23 protein-coding genes are annotated in these 23,910 nt (G+C 72.0%); 7 read left to right on the top strand and 16 right to left on the bottom strand.

Annotated features, from left to right (window positions below; genetic code table 11):
- Positions 1-675: 675 nt before the first annotated feature.
- The 12 genes from ACFV1L_RS22270 to ACFV1L_RS22215 form a co-directional block, all read right to left on the bottom strand.
- Positions 676-1,023 (bottom strand): hypothetical protein, encoded by a 348-nt coding sequence (locus tag ACFV1L_RS22270; RefSeq protein WP_380368262.1) that lies wholly within the window; start codon positions 1,021-1,023, stop codon positions 676-678.
- A 359-nt stretch (positions 1,024-1,382) separates the two neighbouring features.
- Entirely contained in the window at positions 1,383-1,967 is a 585-nt protein-coding gene (locus tag ACFV1L_RS22265; protein ID WP_380368261.1) for a hypothetical protein, read from the bottom strand.
- Between the two features lie 34 nt (positions 1,968-2,001).
- Positions 2,002-2,313, bottom strand: a complete 312-nt coding sequence (locus tag ACFV1L_RS22260) for a hypothetical protein (protein WP_380368260.1) — start codon at positions 2,311-2,313, stop codon at positions 2,002-2,004.
- 420 nt (positions 2,314-2,733) lie between these two features.
- On the bottom strand, positions 2,734-3,219 hold the full coding sequence (locus ACFV1L_RS22255; RefSeq protein WP_380368259.1) for a hypothetical protein: 486 nt from the start codon (positions 3,217-3,219) through the stop codon (positions 2,734-2,736).
- A 701-nt stretch (positions 3,220-3,920) separates the two neighbouring features.
- A complete protein-coding gene (locus ACFV1L_RS22250; RefSeq protein WP_380368257.1) occupies positions 3,921-5,138 on the bottom strand; it encodes a peptidase M23 in 1,218 nt (405 codons plus the stop codon).
- Positions 5,139-5,141: 3 nt separating this feature from the next.
- A complete protein-coding gene (locus ACFV1L_RS22245; RefSeq protein ID WP_380368255.1) occupies positions 5,142-5,903 on the bottom strand; it encodes a hypothetical protein in 762 nt (253 codons plus the stop codon).
- 7 nt (positions 5,904-5,910) lie between these two features.
- Entirely contained in the window at positions 5,911-8,016 is a 2,106-nt protein-coding gene (locus tag ACFV1L_RS22240) for a hypothetical protein (RefSeq protein WP_380368253.1), read from the bottom strand.
- The gene (locus ACFV1L_RS22235; RefSeq protein ID WP_380368251.1) at positions 8,013-8,612 is read right to left on the bottom strand and encodes a hypothetical protein; all 600 of its coding nucleotides are present in this window, start codon (positions 8,610-8,612) and stop codon (positions 8,013-8,015) included. Before ACFV1L_RS22235 ends, ACFV1L_RS22240 begins: the two co-directional genes overlap by 4 nt.
- Positions 8,609-11,230: an ATP-binding protein gene (locus tag ACFV1L_RS22230; protein WP_380368250.1), complete on the bottom strand. Its 2,622-nt coding sequence runs from the start codon at positions 11,228-11,230 to the stop codon at positions 8,609-8,611. The genes ACFV1L_RS22235 and ACFV1L_RS22230 overlap by 4 nt, the downstream gene beginning before the upstream one ends.
- Positions 11,227-11,796 (bottom strand): hypothetical protein, encoded by a 570-nt coding sequence (locus ACFV1L_RS22225; protein ID WP_380368248.1) that lies wholly within the window; start codon positions 11,794-11,796, stop codon positions 11,227-11,229. Before ACFV1L_RS22225 ends, ACFV1L_RS22230 begins: the two co-directional genes overlap by 4 nt.
- A complete protein-coding gene (locus ACFV1L_RS22220) occupies positions 11,793-12,044 on the bottom strand; it encodes a hypothetical protein (RefSeq protein ID WP_380368247.1) in 252 nt (83 codons plus the stop codon). The genes ACFV1L_RS22225 and ACFV1L_RS22220 overlap by 4 nt, the downstream gene beginning before the upstream one ends.
- Before the next feature lie 87 nt (positions 12,045-12,131).
- Positions 12,132-13,193, bottom strand: coding sequence for a conjugal transfer protein (locus ACFV1L_RS22215; RefSeq protein WP_380368245.1), 1,062 nt, complete (start codon positions 13,191-13,193; stop codon positions 12,132-12,134).
- 635 nt (positions 13,194-13,828) lie between these two features.
- On the opposite strand from ACFV1L_RS22215, the gene ACFV1L_RS22210 reads away from it, so the two are divergent.
- From ACFV1L_RS22210 to ACFV1L_RS22195, 4 genes are all read left to right on the top strand, one after another.
- Positions 13,829-14,347, top strand: coding sequence for a hypothetical protein (locus ACFV1L_RS22210; RefSeq protein ID WP_380368244.1), 519 nt, complete (start codon positions 13,829-13,831; stop codon positions 14,345-14,347).
- Positions 14,348-14,597: 250 nt separating this feature from the next.
- Positions 14,598-14,948, top strand: coding sequence for a hypothetical protein (locus ACFV1L_RS22205; protein WP_380368242.1), 351 nt, complete (start codon positions 14,598-14,600; stop codon positions 14,946-14,948).
- Complete coding sequence (locus tag ACFV1L_RS22200) at positions 14,945-16,048, top strand: MAB_1171c family putative transporter (protein WP_380368240.1); 1,104 nt, start codon at positions 14,945-14,947, stop codon at positions 16,046-16,048. The genes ACFV1L_RS22205 and ACFV1L_RS22200 overlap by 4 nt, the downstream gene beginning before the upstream one ends.
- A complete protein-coding gene (locus ACFV1L_RS22195) occupies positions 16,048-16,653 on the top strand; it encodes a hypothetical protein (protein WP_380368238.1) in 606 nt (201 codons plus the stop codon). Before ACFV1L_RS22200 ends, ACFV1L_RS22195 begins: the two co-directional genes overlap by 1 nt.
- Before the next feature lie 55 nt (positions 16,654-16,708).
- Here the strand turns inward: ACFV1L_RS22195 and ACFV1L_RS22190 are convergent, their stop codons facing one another.
- From ACFV1L_RS22190 to ACFV1L_RS22180, 3 genes are all read right to left on the bottom strand, one after another.
- Positions 16,709-18,967, bottom strand: a complete 2,259-nt coding sequence (locus ACFV1L_RS22190; RefSeq protein WP_380368237.1) for a hypothetical protein — start codon at positions 18,965-18,967, stop codon at positions 16,709-16,711.
- Between the two features lie 117 nt (positions 18,968-19,084).
- Positions 19,085-19,681 (bottom strand): flavoprotein, encoded by a 597-nt coding sequence (locus tag ACFV1L_RS22185; RefSeq protein ID WP_380368235.1) that lies wholly within the window; start codon positions 19,679-19,681, stop codon positions 19,085-19,087.
- 122 nt (positions 19,682-19,803) lie between these two features.
- Complete coding sequence (locus ACFV1L_RS22180) at positions 19,804-21,048, bottom strand: helix-turn-helix domain-containing protein (protein ID WP_380368234.1); 1,245 nt, start codon at positions 21,046-21,048, stop codon at positions 19,804-19,806.
- An 82-nt stretch (positions 21,049-21,130) separates the two neighbouring features.
- Between ACFV1L_RS22180 and ACFV1L_RS22175 the strand changes: the two genes are divergently transcribed.
- Positions 21,131-21,688, top strand: a complete 558-nt coding sequence (locus ACFV1L_RS22175; RefSeq protein ID WP_380368233.1) for a hypothetical protein — start codon at positions 21,131-21,133, stop codon at positions 21,686-21,688.
- Positions 21,689-22,114: 426 nt separating this feature from the next.
- On the top strand, positions 22,115-22,702 hold the full coding sequence (locus ACFV1L_RS22170) for a hypothetical protein (protein WP_380368232.1): 588 nt from the start codon (positions 22,115-22,117) through the stop codon (positions 22,700-22,702).
- On the opposite strand, the gene ACFV1L_RS22165 is transcribed toward ACFV1L_RS22170, so the two are convergent.
- A complete protein-coding gene (locus tag ACFV1L_RS22165; protein WP_380368230.1) occupies positions 22,699-23,262 on the bottom strand; it encodes a hypothetical protein in 564 nt (187 codons plus the stop codon). The two genes, ACFV1L_RS22170 and ACFV1L_RS22165, sit on opposite strands and share 4 nt — an antisense overlap.
- Before the next feature lie 30 nt (positions 23,263-23,292).
- Here ACFV1L_RS22165 and ACFV1L_RS22160 point away from each other — a divergent pair, with 30 nt between their 5' ends.
- Positions 23,293-23,907 (top strand): hypothetical protein, encoded by a 615-nt coding sequence (locus ACFV1L_RS22160; RefSeq protein ID WP_380368228.1) that lies wholly within the window; start codon positions 23,293-23,295, stop codon positions 23,905-23,907.
- The last annotated feature ends 3 nt before the right edge of the window (positions 23,908-23,910 follow it).

Here is a 23,910-nt window from a genome sequence, read left to right as displayed (position 1 = left end):
CCTCCGCTTCGCGGAGGCCGGCGGGTGGTGCTGTCGGCCGCTTCGCGGCCTTGACCTGGGGTTTTGCCGCTTCGCGGCTGGCACCTGACGGCGTTTCACGCCGTCGAGGTGCCTTAGCTGACTAGGAGGAAGCTAGCGGGCCTCGGATGCCTTGGCAACCCTCTGTGAGGTCTAGACCTCTCCGCACCACCCTCGAACCTAACCTGACGCCCCGTCAGATCTTCCGTGTCGTTTCATTTTTTGAGTTTATCTAGGCCATTTTTCGAGGGTTTATCGGGCTCTCTCGGAATCAATTCTCTGCGCTCCGTTGGCAGTTATTCCATTGCCCCGCAGGGTTGGGCCCCAAGTCGCGAAGCGACTTTTAGGGGGGCCCTCCGCTTTAGCGGCGGCCCGGTAGGGCCGGGGTTTTCCCGCCCCGTGGCCGAAGGCCACTCAGGGGGGCGGGCTTCCCGTGGACCCGCGACGCGGGTCCTGGCCGCCCGTGGCCGAAGGCCACTTAAGGGGCGGCCCGTGCCAGCCCGAAGGGCTGTCGATTAGGGGCCCCAAATAGTCACATTTCTGTAACTGAAAAACTTCCCTTTCTCGACACGGAAGTTTCACCCTTTCGGCCCATTCCACGACGGAAATGCAGAAGGGGCGCAGCGAATGCTGCGCCCCTTCTGGTGGGTCTAACGGTCAGTCACGCCGGAAGAGGTTTCCCTCCTCGTCGATTCCGTGGGTGTCGCCTTCGTCGTCGCCTTCCGCGTGCTCCTTGAGGAAGGTCTCCGCCACTCCCTTGCAGCCGAAATCGGCCATGAACTCGGCGAACATTTCCGCCTCGCCGCACGTGAAGGAGGTCGCGGTGTCGTAAAGGCAGTAACCGTCGCTCAGGCCCTTTGCGAGCTGGATTGCGGACGCAATCCAGTCCCGGGTGACGGTGCCCATTTCAGTGTGCCCGCAGAGGGCGCACAGAGGGGCGGTGGTCGGTCCGTCGGACGGGGTGATGGCGTAGCAGTTGGAGCAGTAGTCAACACCGGTGATCATGGTTGGCCCTTCCGGGTCGAGGCCCCGGGCGGTTCCCGGGGGGTGTGACCCAGGGGCCACGCGGCCCGTGCTTGCTCCTGGCCCGGTACGCGGCGAGCGGCAGCGAGGCGCAGGGCCAGGACCCGGGCCGGTGAACGCGGCGAAGCCGCCCGGCCCGGGCGGTCCGCGCTTGCGCGGACTGGGCCGCCGGTGAACGCGCCGAGCGCAGCGAGGTGCCCGGCGGCCCACCCGAAGGGCCGCCAGGCCCGAGGGCGGCACGCGAGGCCGTGTGGCAGCCTGGGTCACACCCCCCGGGAAAAGGCGAAGGGCGCAACGGGAGTCGTCCCGCTGCGCCCGTGCTGCGCCCTGGTGGCCGGCGGCTAGCTGGTGCGGCCGTTCCGGTAAGAGATGGGCTTGTCGTGGGGGTGCTCCATGCCGTACTGCTCGGCGATCACCTCGCGCATGGGGGCGTCGGGGTGGTCGAGGAGGTAGAGGAGGGAGTCGAGGGCCACCTCGGCGCAGCCCTTGTCGTGGGCGGTGAGGTCGAGGTCGCGGGCGAGGCGGGCGAGGGTGGTCTCGACGGTGAGGGTGATCTGCTCCCGGGTGTAGTGCTCCGGGGGTGCGTCGGCGGGGCGCTCGGGGGTGTACTCGTTCACCGTGAACCACTCCCGGATGCGCTGGACGGTGCGGACCCGGCGGCGGTGCTCGTCGGCGGGCACGGTCCAGTCGTTCCAGTCGAGGGACTCGTCGGCCTCGTTCTTGAGCAGCCACAGGACGCAGGTGGGGTCGTCGGCGGGCTGCTCGATGTAGAGGGTGGCGGTCTCGGGGGTGACGGTGTGCTTGATCGCGACGGACACGGTGCCCCAGCGCCGGACGACGTGGGCGGCGATGCCCTCGATGTGCAGATCGGCGACGAGCTGCTCGGCGGTGGCGTACTGCTGGGCGGTGGTGGCTGCGGTGGTCATGCGGGTTTCTCCTGGTGGTGGGTCGGGGAGGGGGTCAGCTCCAGTCCCACCACCCGCGCAGCTCCTCGGGGGTCGCGCTGTACTGCTCGATGACCATCTCGTCGAACGTGACGTCGGGGTTGTCGATCATGGCCCCGGTGGCGTTGACGACCAGGTTGATCAGGTCGTTGTCCCGCTCGCCGAGGTCGAGGGCGTCGAGGACCAGGTCGGCCGCGCCGTTGACCAGGGTCATGAACTCGTCGCGGGTGAGGGCGAGGAGGTCGTCGGCCTGGGAAGCGATGCGGTGCTCGGTGCCGGCGGGCTCGGGAGTGGTCTCGGTGCGGGTCGCGATGGCGTCGGTGCTCAAGGCGGTTTCTCCTGCGTCAGCCCCGGGCGGGTTGCCCGGGCGGTGGGCCACAGGAGGCCGCGCGGCCCTGGCTTGGCGGCCCGGTGCGCCGAGCGACAGCGAGGCAGGGCCGACAACCCGGCCGGTGAACGCGCCGAGCGCAGCGAGGTGCCCGGCCGGGCGGTCCGCGCTTGCGCGGACTGGGGGCCGGTGAACGCGGCGAAGCCGCCCGGCCCCCACCCGAGGGCCGCCAGGCCCGAGGGCGGCCCTCGGGGGGCCGTGCGGCACCCTGGGGACCACCGCCCGGGCAAGGAAGGCCGGCAACCACCCTCGACGCCGCACCGCTGCGCCCTGCTACGCCCCGCTGCGCCGCCCGGCCGTCACGTCCCGGGTACGCGAGAGCCCCTCGCCGGGCGGGCAAGGGGGCTCTCGGTGTCGGGGTCAGCCCGGGTAGGGGAGGCGTAGGCGTTCCTCGGACCAGGTGATGACGGCGTTCGCGCGCCGCTCGTCGTGGTCAAGGGCCTCGACGAGCGCGGTGGCGGTCTTGAGGGCGCGCTCCGGATCGTCCTGGGTGAGCTTTCGCCAGGCCCGGTAGGCGTCAACGGCCATGCGCTCGGTGTCGGTGGCGGGGGCTCCGGCCTTGCGCCGGCGTTCGACAGTGGCGAGGAAGGTCTCGACGACGTCTGCCCAGTCTTCTCCGCGCTGGTTGGTCAGCCAGGCCCGGAGGCTGAGCATGTTCACGGTGTAGGGGTGCAGCTCGCCGTAGAGCTGGGCGAAGGTCAGTTCGAGGAGGAGCGAGGTCTTGACGACGAACTCGTAGTCGCCGGCTTCCTGCTGGGTCCGCATCTGGGCGAGCAGCGGGCGGTACTCGGCGGGCGGCGGGGCGTTCCACAGGTCGTCCGGTGCCGCGACCGGGTCTGCTGCCACGGGTGCGGCCGGCGCCGGGGCCGGGGTCGAGGCGGGCGGCGGGGGTTTGGGCGCGGTGAACGAGCGGGTGAGAAACGGGTCCTCGGGCTCGGCCGGAGCCGGAGCCGGCGCAGGGGCCGGAGCCGGGTGGGCCCAGGGCGGGAGCGGTTGGCCGGTGTAGGGGGCTCCGGGGGCCGGAAGCTGGGTGTAGGCGGGGCGTGGGGGCTGGGCCGCGGCGGGAGCCGGTGCTGGTGCCGCGGGGTTCCCAGCTGGGGGCGCCGCGGGCGGGGCGGCAGGAGCCGGTGCTGGCCCGGCCGCCGGGGCGGCGGCCGGTGCCACTGACGCGGGCTCGTGCGCAACGGGGGGTGCCGGGGCGGGTGGAGGGGTCCGTCGGGCAGGTAGGACCGGGTGAGGCCGGGTGAGAAGGGTGGTGCGGCCGTCCGGGTCGACGATGAGGGGCACGGCGGACCCGTCCGGCTCCTTGGCGGTGGCGCGGACGGGCCTGCCGTGGAACGCGGCCTTGATCCGGACCTCGGCGAGGGCGGCGAGGCGGGGGTTCCCGTCGGCCGGGACGTACACCTCTGCGCCGTTCACCTGGGCCGTGCCCGCGGTGGTGAGGGTGATGGTGTAGACGGGCTCCGCGGGGACCTGGTCGGGGTCGATCGGGGCCTCGCGGTCCGGGACGGGATCAAAGCTCACGTTCGTTCTTCTTTCTTCCGCAGTTATCCGGCGGCGGGGAAATACGGCGGCGACCACCCTAGATATTTGGCTCCCCATTTAGATTCAATTTGCGTGGCGGGAACAATGTCGATGTATCCGGGGCGGAGAATGTCCGAACTCGCTACTTCCCCGTTTCCGATGTACATGGCGACATGTCCGGCAGCGCTGCCCGTGTCCCAGAACATCAATGCGCCTGGGGGCGGATTTCTGTCGCCGTCGTGGTGCATTGAGGCGGGGATCAGGTTGCGGTACAGCTCGGTGGCGTAGGAGTGGGAGTTGGAGGGCGGGTTGGTGTATCCGGCACCCGCCCAGCCGTAGGCGCTGGCGACGGTGGCCAGGCAGCGCAGGCGCCAGTCCGGGTTGCCGTGGGCGGCCTGGTCCCGCTCCCATTGGATCGCCTGCGCGGTCGAGCGCGGGTTCTTGACCACGTCGGGCCAGGGCGCGGTGCCGTCGTGGAACGGGGCGCCGGGCGTGCCGGGGTCGGTGCTGGTGTAGCAGCCGTCCGTGCCGGTGGGGACGGTGGGCAGGTTGCTGGGGTCGTTGGCGTGGCCGTTGCCGTCGCCCTGGCCTGCGCGTTGGAGGTCGATACCGGCGAGGCGGGCGATCTCGCGGGCGGCGTTCTCCTGGCCGGCGTACAGCGTCGGGTAGGCGGAGCGCTGCACGGCCTGGGCCGCGGTGCCCATGCTCATCGTCTGCCAGCCGACCACCTGCGTCAGGCCGGGCGGTTCGTGGTGGGGGCCGACGCCGAAGTAGAAGCTGCGCGCCTGGTACTCGGGGTGGTGGGTGATCTGCTCGACGCTTCCCCAGCCCTGCGACGGGCGCTGCTGGAACAGGCCGATCGAGTCGCGGTCGCCGTTGGGCAGGTCGATCAGCGATGACTCCTGGAGCGCGGTCATGAGGCCGATCAGGGTCGCGCGGCCGGACAGGCCGCCGGAGGCTGCTACCTGGTCGATGACCTTCGCGTTGGCGATCTGCTGCTCGCGCAGCGAGCCGGAGGGGTTCGTCCCGCTGTCGCCCGGCAGGGGGGCGCTGGGGAGGCCCTGGTCGCCGCAGGTCTTGTCGGCTGCGGAGGCATGGCCGGAGAACCCGGCGAACAGGCCGAACACGACGAGCAGCACGAACGCGACGACGGCCGCTATAGCGCCGTACTTGAGCATGACCGCGCGTTGGCCGACCTTGCTCGCAAGGAGGGCGACGCGGGCGGCGTCCCGGGTGTCCACGGGTCACAGCCCCATGATCCGGGAGACGCGCCACTGTCCGGCGCCGTCGCTGGTGACCTCGACGTGCAGGGTGATGGTCTGCGTGGTGTCGGTGTAGCCCTTGATGGCGAGGGTGACGACGGCCTTGCGCCACACCCGCAGCGGGTTGTCCGGGGGCAGGTCGGTGCCGTCCGGACCGACCGCGACGTCGGTCACCGTGGCGTTGGCGGACTGGCTGTTGAGCTTGTTCCACCCCGGGTCGTCGTTGCCGGTCAGGTTCCCGTACAGGGCCGGTTCGAGGTAGGGCTCGGCACGGTCGACCGAGGCCCGGTGGGTGCGGTCGAGCATCGGGTCGCGGGTCAGGTACAGGCGCAGCGCGGCGCGCACCACCTGGTCGTGGTCGGTGAGGCTGGCGGCGGTGGGACTGGCGCTGGCCGGGGTGGTGCTGGGCGGGTTGGGCTGGGGTGCGGTGGTGCTGGGCGCGGTGGCGGCCGGGGCCGCGGCGGGGTGGTGGCTGGAGCCGTTGAGGCCGGGCCACAGCCACCGGGCGCCGGCGCCGAGGGCGAGGATCAGGAGGACGACCAGGGCGGCACCGGCGGGCCGGATCGGCTCGCGGCGGCGCTGTTCGCTGATCCATTCCGAGGTGCTTTCGCGGACCTCGCGGCGGTGCGCTGCGCGGAGCCGGCGGCGCTGGCGGCGGTTGCCGTCGAGTTCGCCGGGGCCTTCGAGGCCGCGGCGCAGGACTTCCCGCCACTCGTCGGGGGTGCGTTCGTCGTCCCTGGCCATGGGTCGGTCACCCCTTTCGGGTGGGTCGGGGAGTGCGGGCGGTCGGCCGCGGAGTGGGGGCGGCCGGGGTGCTGCGGGCGGGGCGGCTGCCGCCGGAGGTGACGCGCACCGGCGGGCGGTTGGAGGTGCTGATGACTGTCCCGCGGCGCAGGTTGCGGACCCCGGGCGCCGGCGGCGGCGGGGCGGTGCGGAACGCGAAGGTGGGCGCGCCCGCGACTTCTGGGCGCAGTGTGGGGCTTGGGGGTGCGGTGGGAGGGGCGGCGGCGGGCGCGGTGGTGCGCGGTGTCCGGGCCGGCGCGGTGTCGGGTGCGCGGCCGGGCACTGGCGGACGGGTGTCCGCGGTGCGGACGGGGCTGGCGGACGGGGCGCCGGTGCGGCGCGGACTGCCCGGTGTGGGTACCGGAGTGCGGCCGGGCCGGGAGGTCGGGGTGCCGGGTCGGCGGGCCGGACGCGGGCCGGGCTTGTGGGAGGAGGACAGGACGGTGCGCCGGTTGGCGGCGCGGGCGGCTCCGGCGGGGACGCGGGCCTCGGCCGGGGCGAGCGGGCTGTCGGGGGGTGTGGGTGCGGCGGGCAGCGGCGGCGGCGCGGGCGGTCGCTGCTTGGGCAGGCTGGGGCCGCCGCCGGGGCCTCGGCCGGGTCCGTTTCCGCCGGCCGATCCGGCCTTGTCGCCGGGGCCTTCGACGGGCTTGAAGTCGTGCGGCTTGTAGGCGCCGCCGCGCTTGCCGCCGCCGAACATCTTGCCGGCGGCCTTGCCGAGGAGCTGGGAGGCGATCAGGCCGCCGAGCATGCTGGAGGAGCCGCCGGAGACCCCGAAGATCTGGGCGAGGACGCCGCGGAACTTCACGCCGACGATGGCGGCGGCGATGGAGAGGCCCATCGACGGCAGCCACCCGTAGGTGCCGAACATCTGGGTGGTGGCGCTCTGGAGGCTGAGCACGGCACCGAGGGTCATCGTCGCGATGAACGATTCGAGGGTGTAGCCGAGCAACTTGTCGAACCAGGCGGTGCCCCACTGGCGCGGGCGGCCGGGAATCACCCACAGGCAGGCGAAAATCACGCCCGTCAGGAGCAGCATCAGGGCGCCCAGGAGGCTGGCGAGGCCGGCGAAACAGAGCAGGAGGACCAGCGCGGCGAACATCACCACGGCGATCAGGGAGGGGACGGTGACCATGATCCGGCCGACCGGGGAGTGCCCCTGACGCCACGTCACGGAGTCTTCGCCGACGGCGTCCTTGGTGACATGGTCTTGCAGCCATTCCTTGCGTTTCTTCTTGTCAATGCCCTTGTCGAGGACCTGGGTGCCGTACTTGCGGCACACCTCGAACGAGCCGAACTCCGCCACGCACCAGGGGGCGGCGACGTAGCTGCGCCAGACCGAGTCACTGGCCTTGCGGAGCATGTCGTCGCGGGCGTTGCCGGTCATGACGGGGTCGTGGCCGAGCTTGAACGGGAAGTTGGTCGTGCCGTCGCCGAGGCCGGCCGCGGTCGCGTTGAGGGTGATGTTGGCGCCGACGGTGCGCGCGGTGTCCACACCGTTGACCCACGTGCCGGGGCTGGTGAGCAGCGAGACCGACACGACGGCCGACAGGCCCACCCACGTGAGCTGGGACATGCCGCTGCCGCGCTTGTGCTGGACGAAGGCGATCAGGCCGCCGACCGCGAGGGCGGAGGGCAGGAGGGTTTCCGTCAGGCCGGTGGCGGCGCCCGCGATGCTCTTGGTGATCGCGTTCTCCAGCGCCGGGAGCGACACCAGTTGGAACAGCCACTGCACGCACACGACGACGGCCGCACCGATGACCGCGATCAGGGCCATGCAGATGTCCGCGATGCCTTCGAGCATCGGGTCGAACACGTCGCTGACGCCGTAGTCGCTGTCCAGGACCCACGTGGTGGGGCTGCTGTACGTCTCGTACAGGGTGCCCTGCCCCTTGGGCACGTTGGTGCTCGGCGAGGGCATGAGGTCGCCGATGCCGACCGGGCTGATGTCCTCGGCGTGGGCGACCGTGGCGCACCACAGCAGGATGGACAGGACGCAGAACAGGAAGAACAGCGGGTGCACGATGTTGCGCCACAGCACCGGGCGGCGGTCGTACAGCCTCCACAAGAGGATCACTTGGCACCGCCGAGCAGCACCTCGCGGAGCTGGTCCTCGCGCTGGAGGTCGTCCTCGTGCTGGTCGACCACCCACGCGCCGCCCTCCTGGACCAGGCGCATCGCGCGGTGGTCGGCGGTGGGGGCCTGGCCGGGCCAGGTGACGGTGTAGGAGAGGAACACCCCGTATCCGGCGGCGTGGTTGCCGGAGGCGGGGACGGCGATGGCGGCGCCCGCGGTGATCGGGCCGACGCTGGCGCGCTGCGCCCCGGTCGGGGTCGGGGTGGCGATCGGTGCCGGGGTCGAGCCGTCGGCGTAGGTCGGTGGCTGCACGGAGGGGCTGGGGCTCGCGGAGCTGCTCGGCGACGGTGCCGGGGCGCTGCTGTTCGCGGCGACGCAGTCGGCGACGGTGCCGCCGCGCAGGCGGGCCGAGCTGAGCGCGCACGCGGTGTTCCAGTCGCCGCGGACGGCCGCCGCCTGGTAGTCCTGGGCGGCCTTGCGCACTGCGGCCGTGGGGTCGGGCGCCGGCTTGGCCTTGTCGGCGGGGGCCGAGGAGCAGCCGGCCGCGGCGGCGAGGACGCCGGCGGTGAGCAGGGCGGCGGTTGCGGTGCGCTTCACAGGGTCACCTTCTCCATCTGCACGCCGGTGTCGTCGGCGTCCTGGTCGTCGTCGAACTCGTCGTCGCCGTCCGGTTCCTCGTTGGCCGCCTTGGGTGAGGTGTCGAGGAGTTCGAGCAGCTCGGCGGAGGGCACGTCGAACTGGACGGTGGCCGCGTGGAAGTGGTGGTCACGGGCGATGCAGTGGCCGTGCCGGATCGTGCCGTCCGGGTTGAGGCCGATGGACTGGATGAAGGCCCGCGTGTGGTTGTCCTTCGGCAGGCCCAGCAGTTCGGCAAGGGCGTCCTGCTGCTCCCTGACGGTCAGTTGGAAGCCGAAGACCGTCGCGAGCTGCTCGGTGACGCCGACGAGCTTGATCAGGCTCTCGGGGTCCTGGGTGTCCAGCAGCAGCGCGCACCCGAGGGCGCGGCCGACGCGGGCGATGTAGGAGAGGAAGGCGGCGCCCTCGCGGGTCGCGGTGAGGACGTGCACCTCGGGGACGCACACGGCCTTGCGCAGGCCTCGCAGGTCGCGGCGGCCGGCGGTGGTGACGCCGTAGGCGAGCATGGAGTGCATGAGGGCGACGCTCATGCGGTGCAGCGGGTTCCAGTCCTCGCGGGCGACCTCGGCCGCGGGCAGCGACAGGCCCGGCATCTGCACGACCCACACGCCCGGCTCGGGGCGCAGCGGGACGGCCTCGCCGCTGGGGCGGCCCATGAACGGGGAGCCGAGCGGGGTTTGAGCGAGCTCGTGCAGGGCGTCGCCGGTCTCGCGGGCGAGCGGGTCGTCCATGCCGCGCAGGTACTCGATCACTTGCCAGGTCGCGGGCCGCTCGTTCTGCTCGATCACTGCGTTGACGGCTCGTTGGATGGGCGTCTCGGCGCCGCGGGCGCGCAGGTGTGGCGGGGCGGCGATGCTCAACTGCGCCGGTACTTCGATCTGGGCCTGGTCGGCCTTCTCGCCTTCGCGCTCCAGCAGGCGGAACAGGTCGAGGACGCCGGCGAAACGGGAGTTGATCTCGACGAGGTGGGCGTTGAGGCCGAAGTCCTGCGCGGCGGTGACCAGTCCGGCCAGGTCTCCCTTGAAGTCGAGGACCAGGTTGAACGCGCCGCGGAAGGCCGCGTCCATGATCGCGAGCATCATCGCGGTGGACTTGCCCCGGCCGGAGCGGCCGATGAACGCCGTGGTGGTCGCGTCGCCGCGGTCGCTTCCGGCGGTCGCGTCGTAGCGGAACGCGGCCTGCGTGGTGCCGGTGAGGTAGCCGATGATGGGGCCGTGGTCGTCGCCGAGCTTGGCACCGCCCCAGAACCAGGAGCCGGCCAGCGCGGTGACGTCGCGTTGGTGCGCGAGGTCGGGGACGCGGATGCGGTCGCCCGGCAGCGTTTCGAGGTAGAGCTCGCGCTGCTCCTCGCCGCCGACGATCACGTCGATGCCGAGCCCGCCGTAGTGGGTGATCACGGCATCGACCCGGGCGCGCAGGTCGGCGAGGCTGCTGGTGCTGGTGACGATCAGCCGGGGGTGGTCTTCCAGGAGCGTGACGTCGTCGCGGCGCATGTCGCGGATGAGGCCGCCCATCGCGGCCTCGGTCTCCTCGATGTCGAGGCCGGGGTCCTCCGCGGAGTGCTTGGCGGCGCTGACCCGCTGCTCCTTGGCGAGGATGCGGGCCTGCTCCACCAGCTTGAGGGCGTCGCGCTTGTGGTGGACGGTGAACCGGACGGACGCCTCGGGGCTGACCGGGACGATCAGCTCGCCCGGCTCGATCCCGCCGAACTGCTCGACCTCGTCGAGCTGGTCCTCGGTGAGTTCCGGGACGTAGTTGACCTCCGAGAGGGTCCGCAGCCACTCGCCGTTGCCGGGGCTGACCATCTCAGCGGGGAAGTTGGGCATGGTGAGTACCGAGACCCAGGCGGCGACGTCGCCCCGCTCGTCGGTCAGCCGCAGGTGGTCGGGGTAGGGCAGCACCCTGCCGTAGGTGAGGCTGACCAACTGCGCGCCGGTGATGCTGCTGCGGGTGGCGGTGGGCAGGGGCGTGGTGCGGTGCGTCTCGCGGGCGATCATCCACGCGAGGGTGTCCACGGTGGCGGGCTTCGCGGCCCAGGGCGAGGCTTCGAGTCGGCGGCCCAGGCGGCGCATCAGCGCGTCGAGGCGGGCCAGCTCGCGCGCGGGCAGGCCGGACCGGGTGATGCCGAATGCGTCCTGCACGGTGCGGCGGCTGCTGCTCTGGGCCGCCCCGGCACGGTCCGTCAGGCGCACGCCGAGCAGCAGGGTGCGCGTGGGCAGGCCCATCTGCTGGAGGCGGGCGACGCGCAGGTCCGCCCACCGCTCCCACTCACCGGCGCTGAACACGCCGCCGGCCATCTCGTCGCGGTAGTCCTCGGCCTCCAGTGGGCTCCACAGCACTTTGAGGTGGCACTCCTGCCCGGCGAGCGTGCGGGCGAGGGCGCTGGAGGCGTGGTCGAGCTCGGCGTCGCGGGCCGCCTCCGTCATGAGGTCGGTGTTGGAGCTCTCCAGCACGTACCACGCTTCGGCGTGGGTCTCGGTGACGATCAGTCCGTCCGAGACGGAGAGGTAGCGCGGCGGCGCGGCGGCGCGGTCGCCGCCGAGGCCGACCAGGCCCTCGATCTTCTTGAGCAGCTTCACGTGCGGTTCTCCTCCTTCGGCAGGGCCTTGCGTCCGTAGGCCCGCCCCACCGCGTCCGGCCCGTACAGGCGGGCGCGGGCGTTCAGGCGCAGCGGCGTGCCGGAGCCGGTCGGGATCTCGGATTCGGGGCCGAGCCACCGCTCGGCCAGCAGGCCGAGCGGGGTGTCGGCGAGCCACTCGGCCCGGGCGCCCCAGCGGGCGCGCCGGCCGAGCCACTCGGTGCGGTGGGCGGCCCGCCGGCCGCCGTTGATGACGGGCCGGTGACCGACCGTCAGGTATCGCAGGCTCAGGGCCCAGACGGTGAAGTTGTATCGGCGGTCGTTCTTCGTCGAGCGCTGGGAGCCGTAGAAGGTGGCGACCAGCGGCGGCGTGATGTACAGCGTGAGCGTGGGGACGGTCGGCAGGCCGAGGAGCAGGAGCAGGGCCCCGTTCCACGAGACAAGCAGGGAAATCGCGAGGATCAGGGCCCTGCGGACCAGCCCCTCGCCCAGGTCAACACCGAGGAGTTCGTGTTGACGCGGGTTGAGGTCGAAGTGAGCCGTGTAGGTGTGTCCGGTGCGGCTCATGAGGTACCGGAGACCTTGCCCCACAGGTCGGTGAGGACCGTCTTGACGCCGTCGGGGAACCAGACGATGGCGCCGACGAAGATTGCGGCGAGGCAGAGCGTGATCATCTCGCCCCACTCCTTCTTGAAGAAGTGGCCGACGGCCCGCAGTGCCAGGACGGCGAGGAACAGGTTGCCGGCGATGGCCAGGACCCAGGTCTTGAGGCTGGAACCGTCGGTGATCGCCGCGAGCTGCTGAACTGAATGCATTGGAGTGTGCACCCCTCGTGATGATGGTTGGCCGTTCGGGGCCCGCGGGAGGCCCGACACCGGGCGTGGCCCTGGGTTGGGAGCGGGTTAGAGCGATCCGCCGTGGATGGCGGCGACCTGCCAGGTCTGGGCCTGGGCGCTGGATACGCGGGTGAGCTCGACGCGGTACGTCTGCTCGATCGAGGCCCCGCTGACGGTCCAGGAGACGCGGGCGGTGCCGGTGCGGGTGTCGCCCGTTGCGGTGTCCACGGTCCAGGAAGAGAGATTGCCGAAGCCGAATCCGGCCGGAAGCGGCGGGATGCTGGCGCCGGGCGCGGTGGCGGAGGTGGTGGTCGGCGCGGTCGCGGCCCCGGTGGCGTACGCCCTGAGGAAGGTCTCGACGATCGGATGCGTCGTGGTGGCCATCTCGGTGTCGGTGGGTGTGACGGGGGCCTGCGAGGGCGCGGGCCCGCGGGCGGGGACGCCGACGAGCCCGGGCTCGCCCGTCACCACGATGCGGCCGGCGCTCTGCCCGACGGGCACCTCAAGGGCGACCCACTGCGCGGACGGCGCCGCTGCCGTCGCCCCGGGCGCGGGCGTCGCGGGGACGGCTGCACCGGTGGTCGGGGCGGCGGCCGGGCGGATCAGCGCGAGGACCCGTACCCGGGCCTGCCCCTGCTCGCCGACTGTGACGCCGGCGGCCTCGACGGCAAGCACGTCCTGGCGGCCGTGGCCGTCCCAGCCCATCGCGGTGTCCGTGCCGGTCGGCAGCAGCGCGGCGAGCGCGGCGGCGCGGGACTGCCGGTCGGCGGCGTCCCACGAGAGGTAGGTCCGGGCGAACATCGCGGCCGTCGCCTGCGCTTCGGCCGTCGGGTAGACGGGCCCGGTGTTCGTCGCCCCCTGCTGCTGCGGAATGTGCACCTTCGGCGGGATGAACCAGGCGCGCACGCCGGTGACGGCGGCGATGCCGACCACGCCCCACAGCAGGGTGCGGCCCGCCCGTTGCAGGAAGCGCACACCCGACCGCTCGGTGTGCGGTGTCCACGGCACGGCGGCGGCTGACGCGGGCACCGACGGAGCCGCGGCGGCCGGCTGCGACCGGGCGAGTTCCCGGCCGGCCTCCTCCCACAGGCCCCCCGGGCCTGTGGGCACGCTCTGCTGCGGCGGCACCGGCTCTCCTCCCCGCCGCTTCGGCCGTCCCCCCTGGTCACGCGCCGGACTTGCGGGCTCCGGCAGGCCCATGACCACTCGAAGAATTTTCGCTGCGCTGGGCAACCCTCTACCTCCCCAACCCCCCGCGGGGACCAACAGAACCGCTGCATCCACCCGGACCGCTGGCACCAGCACGGTCAGGGACGGCCGCCCTCCGCATCCCCCGATGACGGAGGGCGGCCGTCCCTGAACTCGCTCCAGCGGGTTCGCACCACCGCAGTTGCGAGTTCCCGGCTCTCCCTCGCAAAGTCGCCGGCGGCAGTCGGTAAGCCTCCTACCTGGCCAAACGAGCAAGATCCGGACCGGTTACGCTGACCCGCACGACGGGCTTGCGCCCGCCGGGCGGCCCCCGGTGGAGCCCCTGTGCAGTCGGCGAGCCGACCCCAGCAGGGGCGACGCGCGAGAACCGGGCATCATAGGCCAGAACTCGGTCCGTACCGACCTAGGATGCGCCAAAGTCTGCGCGCGGCATTGATTTAACTCAACGCAGTGGCAACCTAACCATATGTTGCCTGCCTGGCGACAGTGTGAATCTTGCCGATTATGATCGAGGCCGCTCTCGGGCGGTCCAACCGGAGGAAGACGGGACCTGGATGGAAATAGGACAAAGTCGGGTAAGAAGGATCTCAACTCGACTTGACCGGCTCATCACGGCCGAGAACGAGCGCCGGCGATCGGCGCGCGAACACGGCGTCGGCACCAAGCTGCCGGACCTGACCTACGACGAGATCGCCGAGCGCGCGAACGCCAAGCTCGGACCCAAAGCGATCTCGTCGGACACCATCCGCAACCTGCACCTCATGCGGGGCAGCGGCGGCAGGCCGCCAAACCCGACCGTGAACACGTTGGACGCTCTCGCCGCCGCTTTCGGGATCGACGACGGAGTCCTGTACTTCACCGGCAGCGACGGCGACGCCGAGACCGTGCACAAGCAACTGGACGCAGTGCACACGCTCGCTGCCCTCACCGGCGGCAGCGCGGAGCTGCTGGGGCTCATGGCACGAGCAACCGCCTTGACCCCCGGCTCGATTGCTCTCGTCGCCGACCTCGCCAGCCGACTCCGTGAGATCGAAGCCCAGCACACCCCCTCGGGGTCGGACCCCACGCTCTGAGACCGCCCAGTCACGGACCCGATAGCTGAGCGTGCTTCAATGGCACGCTCAGCTGACGTCCCGCAACGGAGGGTTCATGCCCCTACCAAGAGGGCTTCGCCGGAGATGCGAGGGCATACTCGCGCAGCTCCCCATACCGCAGCCCTTCACCGTCCAGGCGTTCGCCGACAACCTCGCGCAGCAGCGGGGCCGGCCAATCGTCTTCGAACCGATGCCCAACAGTGGGTCGGGCTCGCCGTCAGGTCTGTGGGTGTCCCTGCGCACCGTCGACGTGGTTCTCTACCTGGCGCACACCAGCCTGCCTCACCAGACCCTCATTCAACTTCACGAGCTCAGCCACATGGCCGCAGGCCACAGTTGCCGAATCGACCCGGAGCTGATCACCCAGGCGTTCCCGGCGATCGACGCGGAGTTCGTGCGTACGGCCCTGGCCCTTCCCCGGAAGGGATACACGAACTGGGAGGAGCAGGAGGCCGAGCTTCTGGCTCTGCTGCTCGCGGATCACTTGGGCGAGGACGCCGGCAGCACTCCCACAGCCCGACGGCTCACGGAGTCACTGACCCACCCCGTAGAAAACCGGGGATGGAGGGCCGCCTCGTGATCTTCGCCGTCATCTCCGCAGCCCTGATAGCCATCGCGGCATGGCGGCTGCCATCCGCGTTCCGCTCCGGGCGCGCGCAGCGCTCCCTGTGTCTGACCATCGGACTCCTCGGGCTGGCGCTGCTCCTGGGCGGTCGGCCCGTCGGCGACCACCTTCACGAGCTCCTCCCGAACTCGCCGGTCCTCCTCAAACACATGTTCGGCGTCGCATCGGCGGCCACGCTGATCGACTACCTGTACGTCGTACACGGTCGCAGGGTCCGCGGGCACCTGCTGCTCCTGGGGGGAGCCGAAGCCGCCCTGTTCACCCTGTTTTTCCTGGCCCTCCCCCGACGCAGCGGCGGGAGCTTCGACGACGTGGTGAAGCAGCATCTCGGCGACCTCCGCCTCGACGCCTACCTTGCCTGCTTCTACGCCTTCCTGGGGTACTCCATGGTCGCCGGGGCGTTCCTCTTCTGGAGCACCCGCCAATCCGTGCCGCGCGGGCTGGCCCGGGCCGGCACGACCTGCCTCGCCGTCGGCTGCACCGTCGGCACTACGTACACGGTGTGGCGCATCGGCGTTCTGGGCGTCGCGCACGTCGCAGCCCCGAGCCTGGCCGTCACCGACGGCATCAGCGATCTGCTCATGGGCCCGTCGATCATTCTGATCATCGTTGGCCTGGTCCTCGCGCCGCTGCGCTCCCTGGTCCGCTACGTCCGTCACCAGCGTTCCATCTGGCACATGCAGCCTCTGTGGTCCGCCGTCGTGGCCGAGTTCCCTCACTTGGCCATCGGCGAGGGCCAGCGCTCCCGGCTGGGTGAGCTGCTGACCATCGGCGGACGCGACATCGACGCCGCCCACATCGCTTTCGGCATCCGGGACGCGACGCACGCCCTGGTGCCATGGAGCCCGACGGCCGGCAGCCGGGCGACCATCAGCAGCGACCCCGCCAACGAGGCCCGATGGCTGCGGGCCGCGCTGCTGCGCAAGGCCACGGGCGAGGGCGAGAGCACCGTTGACCCTGCGGCGATCATCGAACGTCAGATGCGGGGGCCCAGCGCCGAAATCCGGTGGGCGGCAGAGGTCGCCCGGCACTTCAACACCGAGGCCCGTCACTGATGAACTCCGCCACCGCCGCGCAGGCGTCACCGAACCCACTCGCGCGCCGCATGTCCGACTGGATCGACCCGAAGAACGTCATCACGGCGGTCAGTCTCCTCATCGGCTGCGGCCTGTACGGGTGGCGCGGCCTCGGCTGGGCAGCCGTCGCGATCGTATTCGCCGCCGTCCTGCCGATGGCGTACATCCTGTACGTTGCCGGGGACGGCACATGGGCAAATCGGCACCTGACGGAACGCCAGCAGAGAATCACCGTGCTGCCGGTCATTAGCACTTCCGTCGCCGCCGGCCTGGCGCTTCAAACCGTCACCGGCGCTCCAGGCCCGATGATCGCCATGACTGCCGCCATGTGGGCCACGATCACCGCGATCTGGCCGGTCACCGTTCTCGCTCGGTACAAGATCAGCGTTCACACGGCCGTCACCGGGGGCTCCGTCGCCATGCTCGCCCTGGCGTTCAGCCCCGGCTGGTCGATCGGCTTCGCACTCGTCGCAGGGCTCGGGTGGGCGCGCGTCTCCGTCCACGAGCACACCGTCTCACAGGTCGTCACCGGAGCCGTTCTGGGAACCGCTGTTGCCGGGACGGTCTACGCCCTGATGGCCTAGGCGCGCAGCGCGACGCGGGCCCGGCCGGAGAAGCTCCGGCCGGGCCCTACCGCGTTCAGCCACTTGAAGCGGCTTCCTCCGAGGCATCGTCAGCGGGCCGGCTGTTGTGGGTGTTGTGGTTCTTCTGCCACTCCTGCCAGGCGGCGAGCCAGCCCCGGAGCTCCTCCTCCGTGTAAAACCAGGTGTGCCCGTCCGTGACCCCCTCCGGGAACACAATGCCCCGGGCCTCGCCGCGCTTGCGGTAGGTGCGGACGGTTGCGGCCTTCCACGGAAGGATGCCGGCCTCGAACGCCTGGGTCAGCGTGTACGTCTCCGGTCCCGCGTCGGGGTCCGCCTCCGGTGCCGCTGGCGGGGTTGTCACGATCTCTGGCGCGGGCGCGGGCGCCGCTCCTACGGCTTGTGGCGCGGGAGAACTCGCTGCGATCACCCCCGCAGTGCGCAGCACGACAGGGGGGAGCGACGCCGGCCCGTACTTGCCGCCGGGCAGGAAGTCGGCGACGGCTGCGGTCGAGGCTGCCTCCTTGAGCGCCTCCGGCGTGATCCACGGAGCCATCTCTCCGGCGTCGAACCAGCGGGGCGCCGGACGGCAGTCGGCGAGGTACCGGCCTACCTCCGGGGTGACGTAGGACGCCTGAATCTCCCGGACGAACAGGTGGTCGCCCTCGGCGTCGAACCTCTTGTCGCTGTACGCGCCGCGGCCCTTGACGGTGGTGTCGAAGGAGAGGACGGGAGTGGACTGGCCGAAGGCCACGCCCCAGGAGGTGCGCTCCTGCTGGCCGACCAGAATGCGCGTCCCGATCTGGGCGCGCTCCATGGTGCCGCCGAAGTAGGCGTTGGCGAACTGCTGGGTGCCGACGACCACGCGGTGATTCGAGGAGCGGCCTTGCAGGAGGATGATCGCGAGCCAGTCCTGAAACGGCGGCTGGCCCTTCCCCTTGATTCCGTGACGCCACCAGATGTAGGCCAGTTTGATCAACGTGGGGAGCTCGTCCACGACGAGAGTGCGGCCGACGAGCTGCTGCCGCATCGCGGGGTCTCCACCCTTCTCGCCCGCCGCCTCGGCCGCCATCATCGACGTCAGGAATTCGGCGAATGCCGCCATGCATGCGCGCACCGTCTTGTGGACCCGGACGCCCGAGTACCCCTCGGCCTCGATCATCGAATTGCGCTTGGTGTCGAGAATGTCGACGAGCTCGCCGCCCATCCTGGCGTTCAGCACGGCCAGGTAGAGAATGGTCGACTTGCCCGATCCGGTGTCGCCCGCCACGCCCCAGTGCGGCGTCTCGGTCTGGGTCTGCACGACTGCGTCAACGAGCTCGTTGTCCTCGATCGCCAGGCCGATGAAGACCTTCCGCAGGTCGCCGGTCGGCTTCCACGGGACGTAGTCGGGGAGCTTCACGCGAGGCTTCGGCTTCGGCTTCAACGTCCACTCGACGTAGTGCTCCCTCCCGGCCTGGTGCCACTGGGAAATCCATTCCCCCGGGGTGCGCTCCTCGACGATCCTTTCGATCTGCGCTTTCGCCTCCGGGCTTCCCACCCAACTGACGGGAAGGCGCAGCACGATGCGCGCGCCGTCCGCCCGGAAGTCGTCCGGGACTTCAAGCCAGCGCTTGCGGCGCTCGGTCTCCGCGAGGCGGAGGATCTGGCGGATCGGTACCCACAGACCGGGTCCGTAGACCTGGCCGTCGGTCCAGGCGGGGGCTACCTTCCACCAGCCGAGGCCGGCCGAGCTGGTGGCCGCGGCGACCAAGACGGCGCCGGCGGCGGCGACCAGGACGGGCCAGAGGGCCCCGGGGAAACGCCACCAGACGTAGGCGAGCATGAGCGGGGCGATCCGCACGGCCGAGCGCGTCGACAGCGGCCAGCGGGGCCAGGCCCGCAGGACGCGGACGATCCCGGCCAGGGAGCGGCCCAGGAGGAGGAACGGGGAGGCGAGGGCCCGGGCGACTCGCATGGCGGCGTTCGGCCGTTTCGCCTTGTCGAACGAGACGTCCGGCACGGAGGCGGGTGCGGACTTCCCGAGCTCGGCGAGCGGGCTCTCGTTGCGCTCGTCGTCGGGCTGCGGGGCACCCGAGTGCCACCACGTCGCCTCGCTGCGCTGGACGCCGTCGAGCTCGCGGCCGGAGAAGTAGCGGCCCACTCCGGCGGCGATCTTGCCGAAGAACTCTTCGACGGAGCGGTTGAACGCCTGCTTCTCCGCCGCGGTGCGGGCCTGGTTGGCGAAGACTGCGAGAGCGAGCAGGCCCGCGGCGACCAGGCCGCCCACCCCGCCGGCCCCGCCAGGTAGATCGCTGATGAATCCGGGCAGTTTCACCGGTCCCCCTTCGTGCTGGTGCGTACGCCCCCGGTCGGGTGCACAGGGCGATCTTCGCTCACCGTCGGAGACGTCGCCGGGTCGGTCGGCGTCCGGCCCAGCGGTGTCCGGTGGGGGTCAGGCCGTCCGGCCGGTGCGCAGTGCTGTCGGGTCGGGGAGGGCGTCGAGGGCGGCGGCCCAGGGGTAGGTGTCGGGGTTGCTGTGGCGGGGCGGGTGCGGGACGAATCCGCCCGGGCCGAGGAGGAGGGTCACCCCGTCCTCGCGCAGCCGGTCGGCGTGGATCGCGGTGGCGCGCTGGTTGGCCTGGGCGGCGTTGAAGTGTGGCAGGGCGACGACCGGCTTGTTCATTCCCATGGACTCGGTGAGCAGGCCCAGGGCGAGCGTGTCGGAGATGCCGGCGCCCCACTTGTTCAGCGAGTTGCAGGTGAGCGGTGCGGCCAGCAGGGCGTCGGGGGAGGGCAGCACGTCGGACTGGGAAGGCAGTTTGTAGCGGTGGCGCACCGGGTGGCCGGTCAGCTTTGCGAGGCTGTCGAGGTCGAAGCCGAGGGCGGGGTCGGGGTCCTCCTGGGCCCAGCGGTGGGCGGAGGGGCTGAGGATCAGGCAGACGTCCCAGCCGGCGGCCTGCGCGGCGCGGATCGGGGTGGCGATGCGGCGGACGGGCGGGGCCGCGAACGCGACCACGTACAGGGTGCTGCTGGTGGTGGTATCGGTCACCCCGCCAGTCCACCCCGGGCCCGTCAGCGCGCGCAAGCAAACTCTGGCCGTCCGGCAGGGCCGGGCCGTGGCCGAGGCGGTCGGCGGTCGGGCCGCTCGGTGGGCCGCCAGGTGTCGGGCCGTCAGGTGAGGCCGCAGCGCTCGGCGAGGGCGTTCAGCCGGCCGCTCGCGCTGCCGGCGCCGAGGAGCCGGAGGTCCTCGACCAGACGGTGGGTACGGGGCCGGCAGCGCACTTCCTCGGGGGCCTGGCGCTCGGCGTCGAGGAGGGTGTCGACGGCTTCCTCACGGCGGCCGGCTTGGAGGTAGCCGCGGGCGAGGTCGGCGAGGTGGTGCGCGCGGCGCTCGCGCGGCAGGGCGCCGAGGGCCGGGTCGGGGATGCCGACGGCAATGGCGACGGCGTCGGCGCCCTGGGAGAGCTGGACCATGGCGGCGACGCGGTGAACGGCGGCGTTGGTCGGCCCGAAGGCGGTGAACATCGCGTTGCCGTCGTGGCCGAGCTGGGCGGCGTGGTGGTCGGCCTGGTCGAGGAGCTCGGGCACGTCGATGGCGGCGCGCGGGTCGGTGCGCTCGGCGGCGGCGGCCTTGGCCATGGCGGCCTTGAGGTAGAGCATGCCGAGGACGCTGAGCCCGGATTCGCCGCGTTCGAGGAGGTCGCCCTCCAGCCGAACGGCCGCGGCGACGGCGAACTCGGCGGCGGACCGGGCCTGCCCGGAGTGGGTCATCGCGTCGGCGAGCTGCCGGGCGGCGGACGCCATGATGACGGGGTCCTCGCTGCGCTCGGCGACGGCGACGGCGCGGTGACCGGCGAGGAGGGCGAGCTCGACGGCCCCGTACTTGGTGGCGGTGCCCTCGGTGAGCCCGAGGGTGAGCGAGAGCAGGCGCAGCGCGGCGATTCGGTCCTCGCCGGTGTAGCGGGCGGCGGCCCGGTTGGTGTCGGTCAGCAGCTCGGGGACCAGGCGGCCGAGTGCGGCGAAGCTGCCGGCCTGGAAGGCGAGTCGGCCATGGACGAAGCGCCGGCGAAGGACGTCGATCGGCAAGGGGTCGCCGCCGCTGGGGTCCGCGGTGCCGGTGATCAGGTCGTGCCGCTGGAGGGCGTCGCGGATCTCGGCGAGCTCGACGGCATCGACGCAGCCGGCCGCCGGGGTGTCGTCGAGCAGGTCGGCGATCTCGATCTTGAGGACCCGGGCGGCCATCTGGAGCACGGACAGGCGAGGGTCGCTCTGGCGGAGGCCGGCCTCGATGTTCTGGGCCCATCGACGCGACTTGCCGCCCATCAGGCGGGCGAACTCCTCCTGCGTCATCCTGCGGCGTGTACGCCAGTAGGCGATGCGCCTGCCGATCGCTCGGTTGAGTTCGTCGTCGTCCACGCCGCACCTCGGGCCCGGGTTGGGTGAGAATGCACCCGAAACGAGTGCTTACTGTCTGTTGTACCGCCTTTACCGTGCGGTCATGGCTCCCTCTGCGAACTCTCCTGCCCCGCCGCCCTCCTGGACCGCCCGGCTCCACCCGGATGAGGTGCTGGTCCATGAAGCGCGCTACTCGCTGCCCAGCAGCACCACCGAGTTGGCGGCGTGCGGGCTGGAGTGGGACGCGGTCGCAGTGACGCCGCTGGAGCGCGGACTGAGCGCCCTGGACGTCCTCGGGCTGCCGGTGGACGCCGGCGTGCCAGTACTGGCGGACTACGTGCGCGGGGAGCTGGTGGTCCTGGTCGCTCCGGGGACCGGCGGCGCGGCGGCCGATGTGCCCGGCGTGCGGGTGCTGGCGGCCGGGGCATGGCTGCTGCTGCCCGTCCGGGGGCAGGGGGCGATGGCAGCGGCCTGGCTGAGCGCACCGGACCCGCAGCGGCCGAAGTACGGCGATGTGACCGCGCTGCGCGAGGCGCTGCTCCGCACGGACGCCGACCGCGTCGATCGGTCCGAGCGGACGTTTCACGCGATGCTCCGGCGGCCCGGGGTGGAGGCGTCAACGGCCCGGCCTGTCGGCTCCCGTCCGCTGGTGGGCACCTGAGTTCTCCGGCCCCGGGGCCGGCAGTCGCCGAACGATGCCGGCCTTCCCCGTTGCCAAAGGGGCGCTCCTGGGATTTCAGCAGGAAGGGAAAGCAGGGCCTGGCGGTGAAGGCCGCCGAGCGGCCGGGGGGGGTTCGGTCCCGGCGTGCGCCGGGTACGGCGGCGGGCACCAGCGAGTTCTCCGGGCCGGGAAGGCACCCGAACTGTGTGCCTTCCCGGCCGGGGACTGTCCCTAGATTGAGTGTCAGCCGCCCGGGCCTGGCATCGCGCCAGCTCGGCTCCCCCCGCCGCGGGCGGCCGGTGAGCGGCGCCGTCCCTGCTGGGGCCTGGGCGGCGCCCCTCCCCGATCCCCCGGGCTCTCCGGGGGCGACACCTACAGGAAGCGCGCCCGGCCGGGCCGGACGCGCGCAGCCGAAGGAGTTCGCACATGACCGTCACCACTCAGCCCGACCCGGTCGCCGTCGGGCGCCGGGCCGCCGAGATCCTCGCCGGGATCAAGGGCGACGAGGAGTTCGAGCGGCTGGAGGAGTCCACCAAGCTGTACCCGGACTGCTGGGCGTCGTACACCGGGTACCCGATCATCGCGCAGTGGAACGAACCGGTCGACAAGCACCCGCTGTTCGTCGAGGGCCTGCGGCTGCTCGCTCTCAAGGCCGCCGTGTACGAGCTCAGCGGCGGCGACGAAGCCTCGGCCGAGCTGCTGGCGTCCGCGCCGGTGGACGAGATGGTGCACGCGATCCTCGCGCAATACACCGTCGCCAACCGGATTCAGGACCGCGTGGGCATGAAGTTCGTGCACATGACGGACACCGAGCGCTGGGGCTACAACGCCGGCGACTACACCCACCAGTGCTACACCGCGGCGTTCGGCGCCGAGCCGCCGGAGCGGTACTGGATCGGCAAGGCCGAGACCGCCCGCCGCCTGGCCGTCCTGCGCGAGCGGTACGACAGCATCGGCATCCGGGACATGGGCAAGAGCCACAACATCGACTTCGGGCTCCCCGCCCTGGTCTAGCCCCCGCTGAGCACCCGGCGCATCGCCTCGACGACCGTCTCCGCACCCCAACTCGCCCGGGCTGAGGACTCCGCCCGCGCGAGCACTGCGGACAGGTCGTCGGGGTGGGCCTCCGCGATCTGGCGGCGCAGCAGTGCGAGCAGCTCGTCGGGGATCACGGGGGCCGGGTGCGCCGGGCCCCACTCGCCGCCGGCTTCGTCCTCGGACGGGGCCGGCGGCGGTGTGTACGGGGCCGAAACCGGCGGCGGCAGCACGGCGGCGGGGCGCAGGGGCTCCTGCTGCGGCTGCGGGTCGGGGTCCTGCTCCCCCGCCCAGGCCGGGGCGGGGACGGGCTCGGCGGCGCTGGCGTAGCGGCCGGGCGGGAGGCCGAGCTTGTCGGGGTGGACGCACACGCCGGTGCCGTCGGGGGTGACCCGGTAGTCCACCGCCGGGTTGTACCGCGACTCGCGGTCCGGCTTGGCCGCGACGTCGAACTCACCGAGGGCGAGCAGCAGCGAGGGGCAGACCGCGCACACCGTGTGCTCCCGCCAGGGGGGCAGGGACAGACCGCTTCCGGACATAAGGACCACCGTAGCTAGGAGGGAACCGACTTGACGCCACTCACCCGCCCCCGGCACCCGTTGGTGGAGGAGGCGCTCGAACTCGCGCGTGACTGGTGCGCGGGGCACCGGGTGGACGACGCACCGGCGCTCGGCCATGCGGTCCGGGTCGTGCTCACCCTCGACCGGCACGTGCCCGCAGCGCCGGCGGAGGTCGTGGCGGCGGTGCTGCTGCACGACGGCCCCGAGTTCGCCCCGGCCGGTCGGCTCGATGCCGAGCTGGGTCGCCTCGGCGGCGAGGTGCTGCGGATCGTGCGGGCGATGGAGAGCGAGCACCAGGCGCTCGACGAGTTCTCCACCCGGCCCGAGCTCGTCGCCGAGCACGTGCGGGCACTGGTGGAACACGACCCGTGGACGCTGCGGGCCTCCACCGCTGACAAGATCGTCGCCTTCCGGGCGCTCCTGCACCGGGCGGCGCGGTCGGGCGACGCCGCCGCGTTCTTCGCCCGGCGGGCGGCCCTGCGCGAGCGGCTGCCGTACTTCGACCGGTTCTCGGCGGCGGCCGGGCCGGACCTGCCGACGGCGATGGCCGCCGAGCTCGACCAACTGCTCTGGCACATCGTCGTCGTGGCGGGCTGGCGGCACGGCGGTGTCGTGCCGGCCTGAGCA

It is taken from the genome of Kitasatospora sp. NPDC059646, assembly GCF_042734615.1.
Taxonomy (GTDB): Bacteria; Actinomycetota; Actinomycetes; order Streptomycetales; family Streptomycetaceae; genus Kitasatospora.
The sequence above is the reverse complement of the archived record's forward strand: the minus strand, read 5'-3'. Positions and strand labels throughout refer to the sequence as shown.

What these genes read in the sequence shown, in the direction of transcription:
- ACFV1L_RS22270 (WP_380368262.1), bottom strand. Translation starts at nt 1,023, where the DNA reads ATGATCACCGGTGTTGACTACTGCTCCAACTGCTACGCCATCACCCCG.
- ACFV1L_RS22265 (WP_380368261.1), bottom strand. Translation starts at nt 1,967, where the DNA reads ATGACCACCGCAGCCACCACCGCCCAGCAGTACGCCACCGCCGAGCAG.
- ACFV1L_RS22245 (WP_380368255.1), bottom strand. Translation starts at nt 5,903, where the DNA reads ATGGCCAGGGACGACGAACGCACCCCCGACGAGTGGCGGGAAGTCCTG.
- ACFV1L_RS22225 (WP_380368248.1), bottom strand. Translation starts at nt 11,796, where the DNA reads ATGAGCCGCACCGGACACACCTACACGGCTCACTTCGACCTCAACCCG.
- ACFV1L_RS22220 (WP_380368247.1), bottom strand. Translation starts at nt 12,044, where the DNA reads ATGCATTCAGTTCAGCAGCTCGCGGCGATCACCGACGGTTCCAGCCTC.
- ACFV1L_RS22210 (WP_380368244.1), top strand. Translation starts at nt 13,829, where the DNA reads ATGGAAATAGGACAAAGTCGGGTAAGAAGGATCTCAACTCGACTTGAC.
- ACFV1L_RS22195 (WP_380368238.1), top strand. Translation starts at nt 16,048, where the DNA reads ATGAACTCCGCCACCGCCGCGCAGGCGTCACCGAACCCACTCGCGCGC.
- ACFV1L_RS22175 (WP_380368233.1), top strand. Translation starts at nt 21,131, where the DNA reads ATGGCTCCCTCTGCGAACTCTCCTGCCCCGCCGCCCTCCTGGACCGCC.
- ACFV1L_RS22170 (WP_380368232.1), top strand. Translation starts at nt 22,115, where the DNA reads ATGACCGTCACCACTCAGCCCGACCCGGTCGCCGTCGGGCGCCGGGCC.
- ACFV1L_RS22165 (WP_380368230.1), bottom strand. Translation starts at nt 23,262, where the DNA reads ATGTCCGGAAGCGGTCTGTCCCTGCCCCCCTGGCGGGAGCACACGGTG.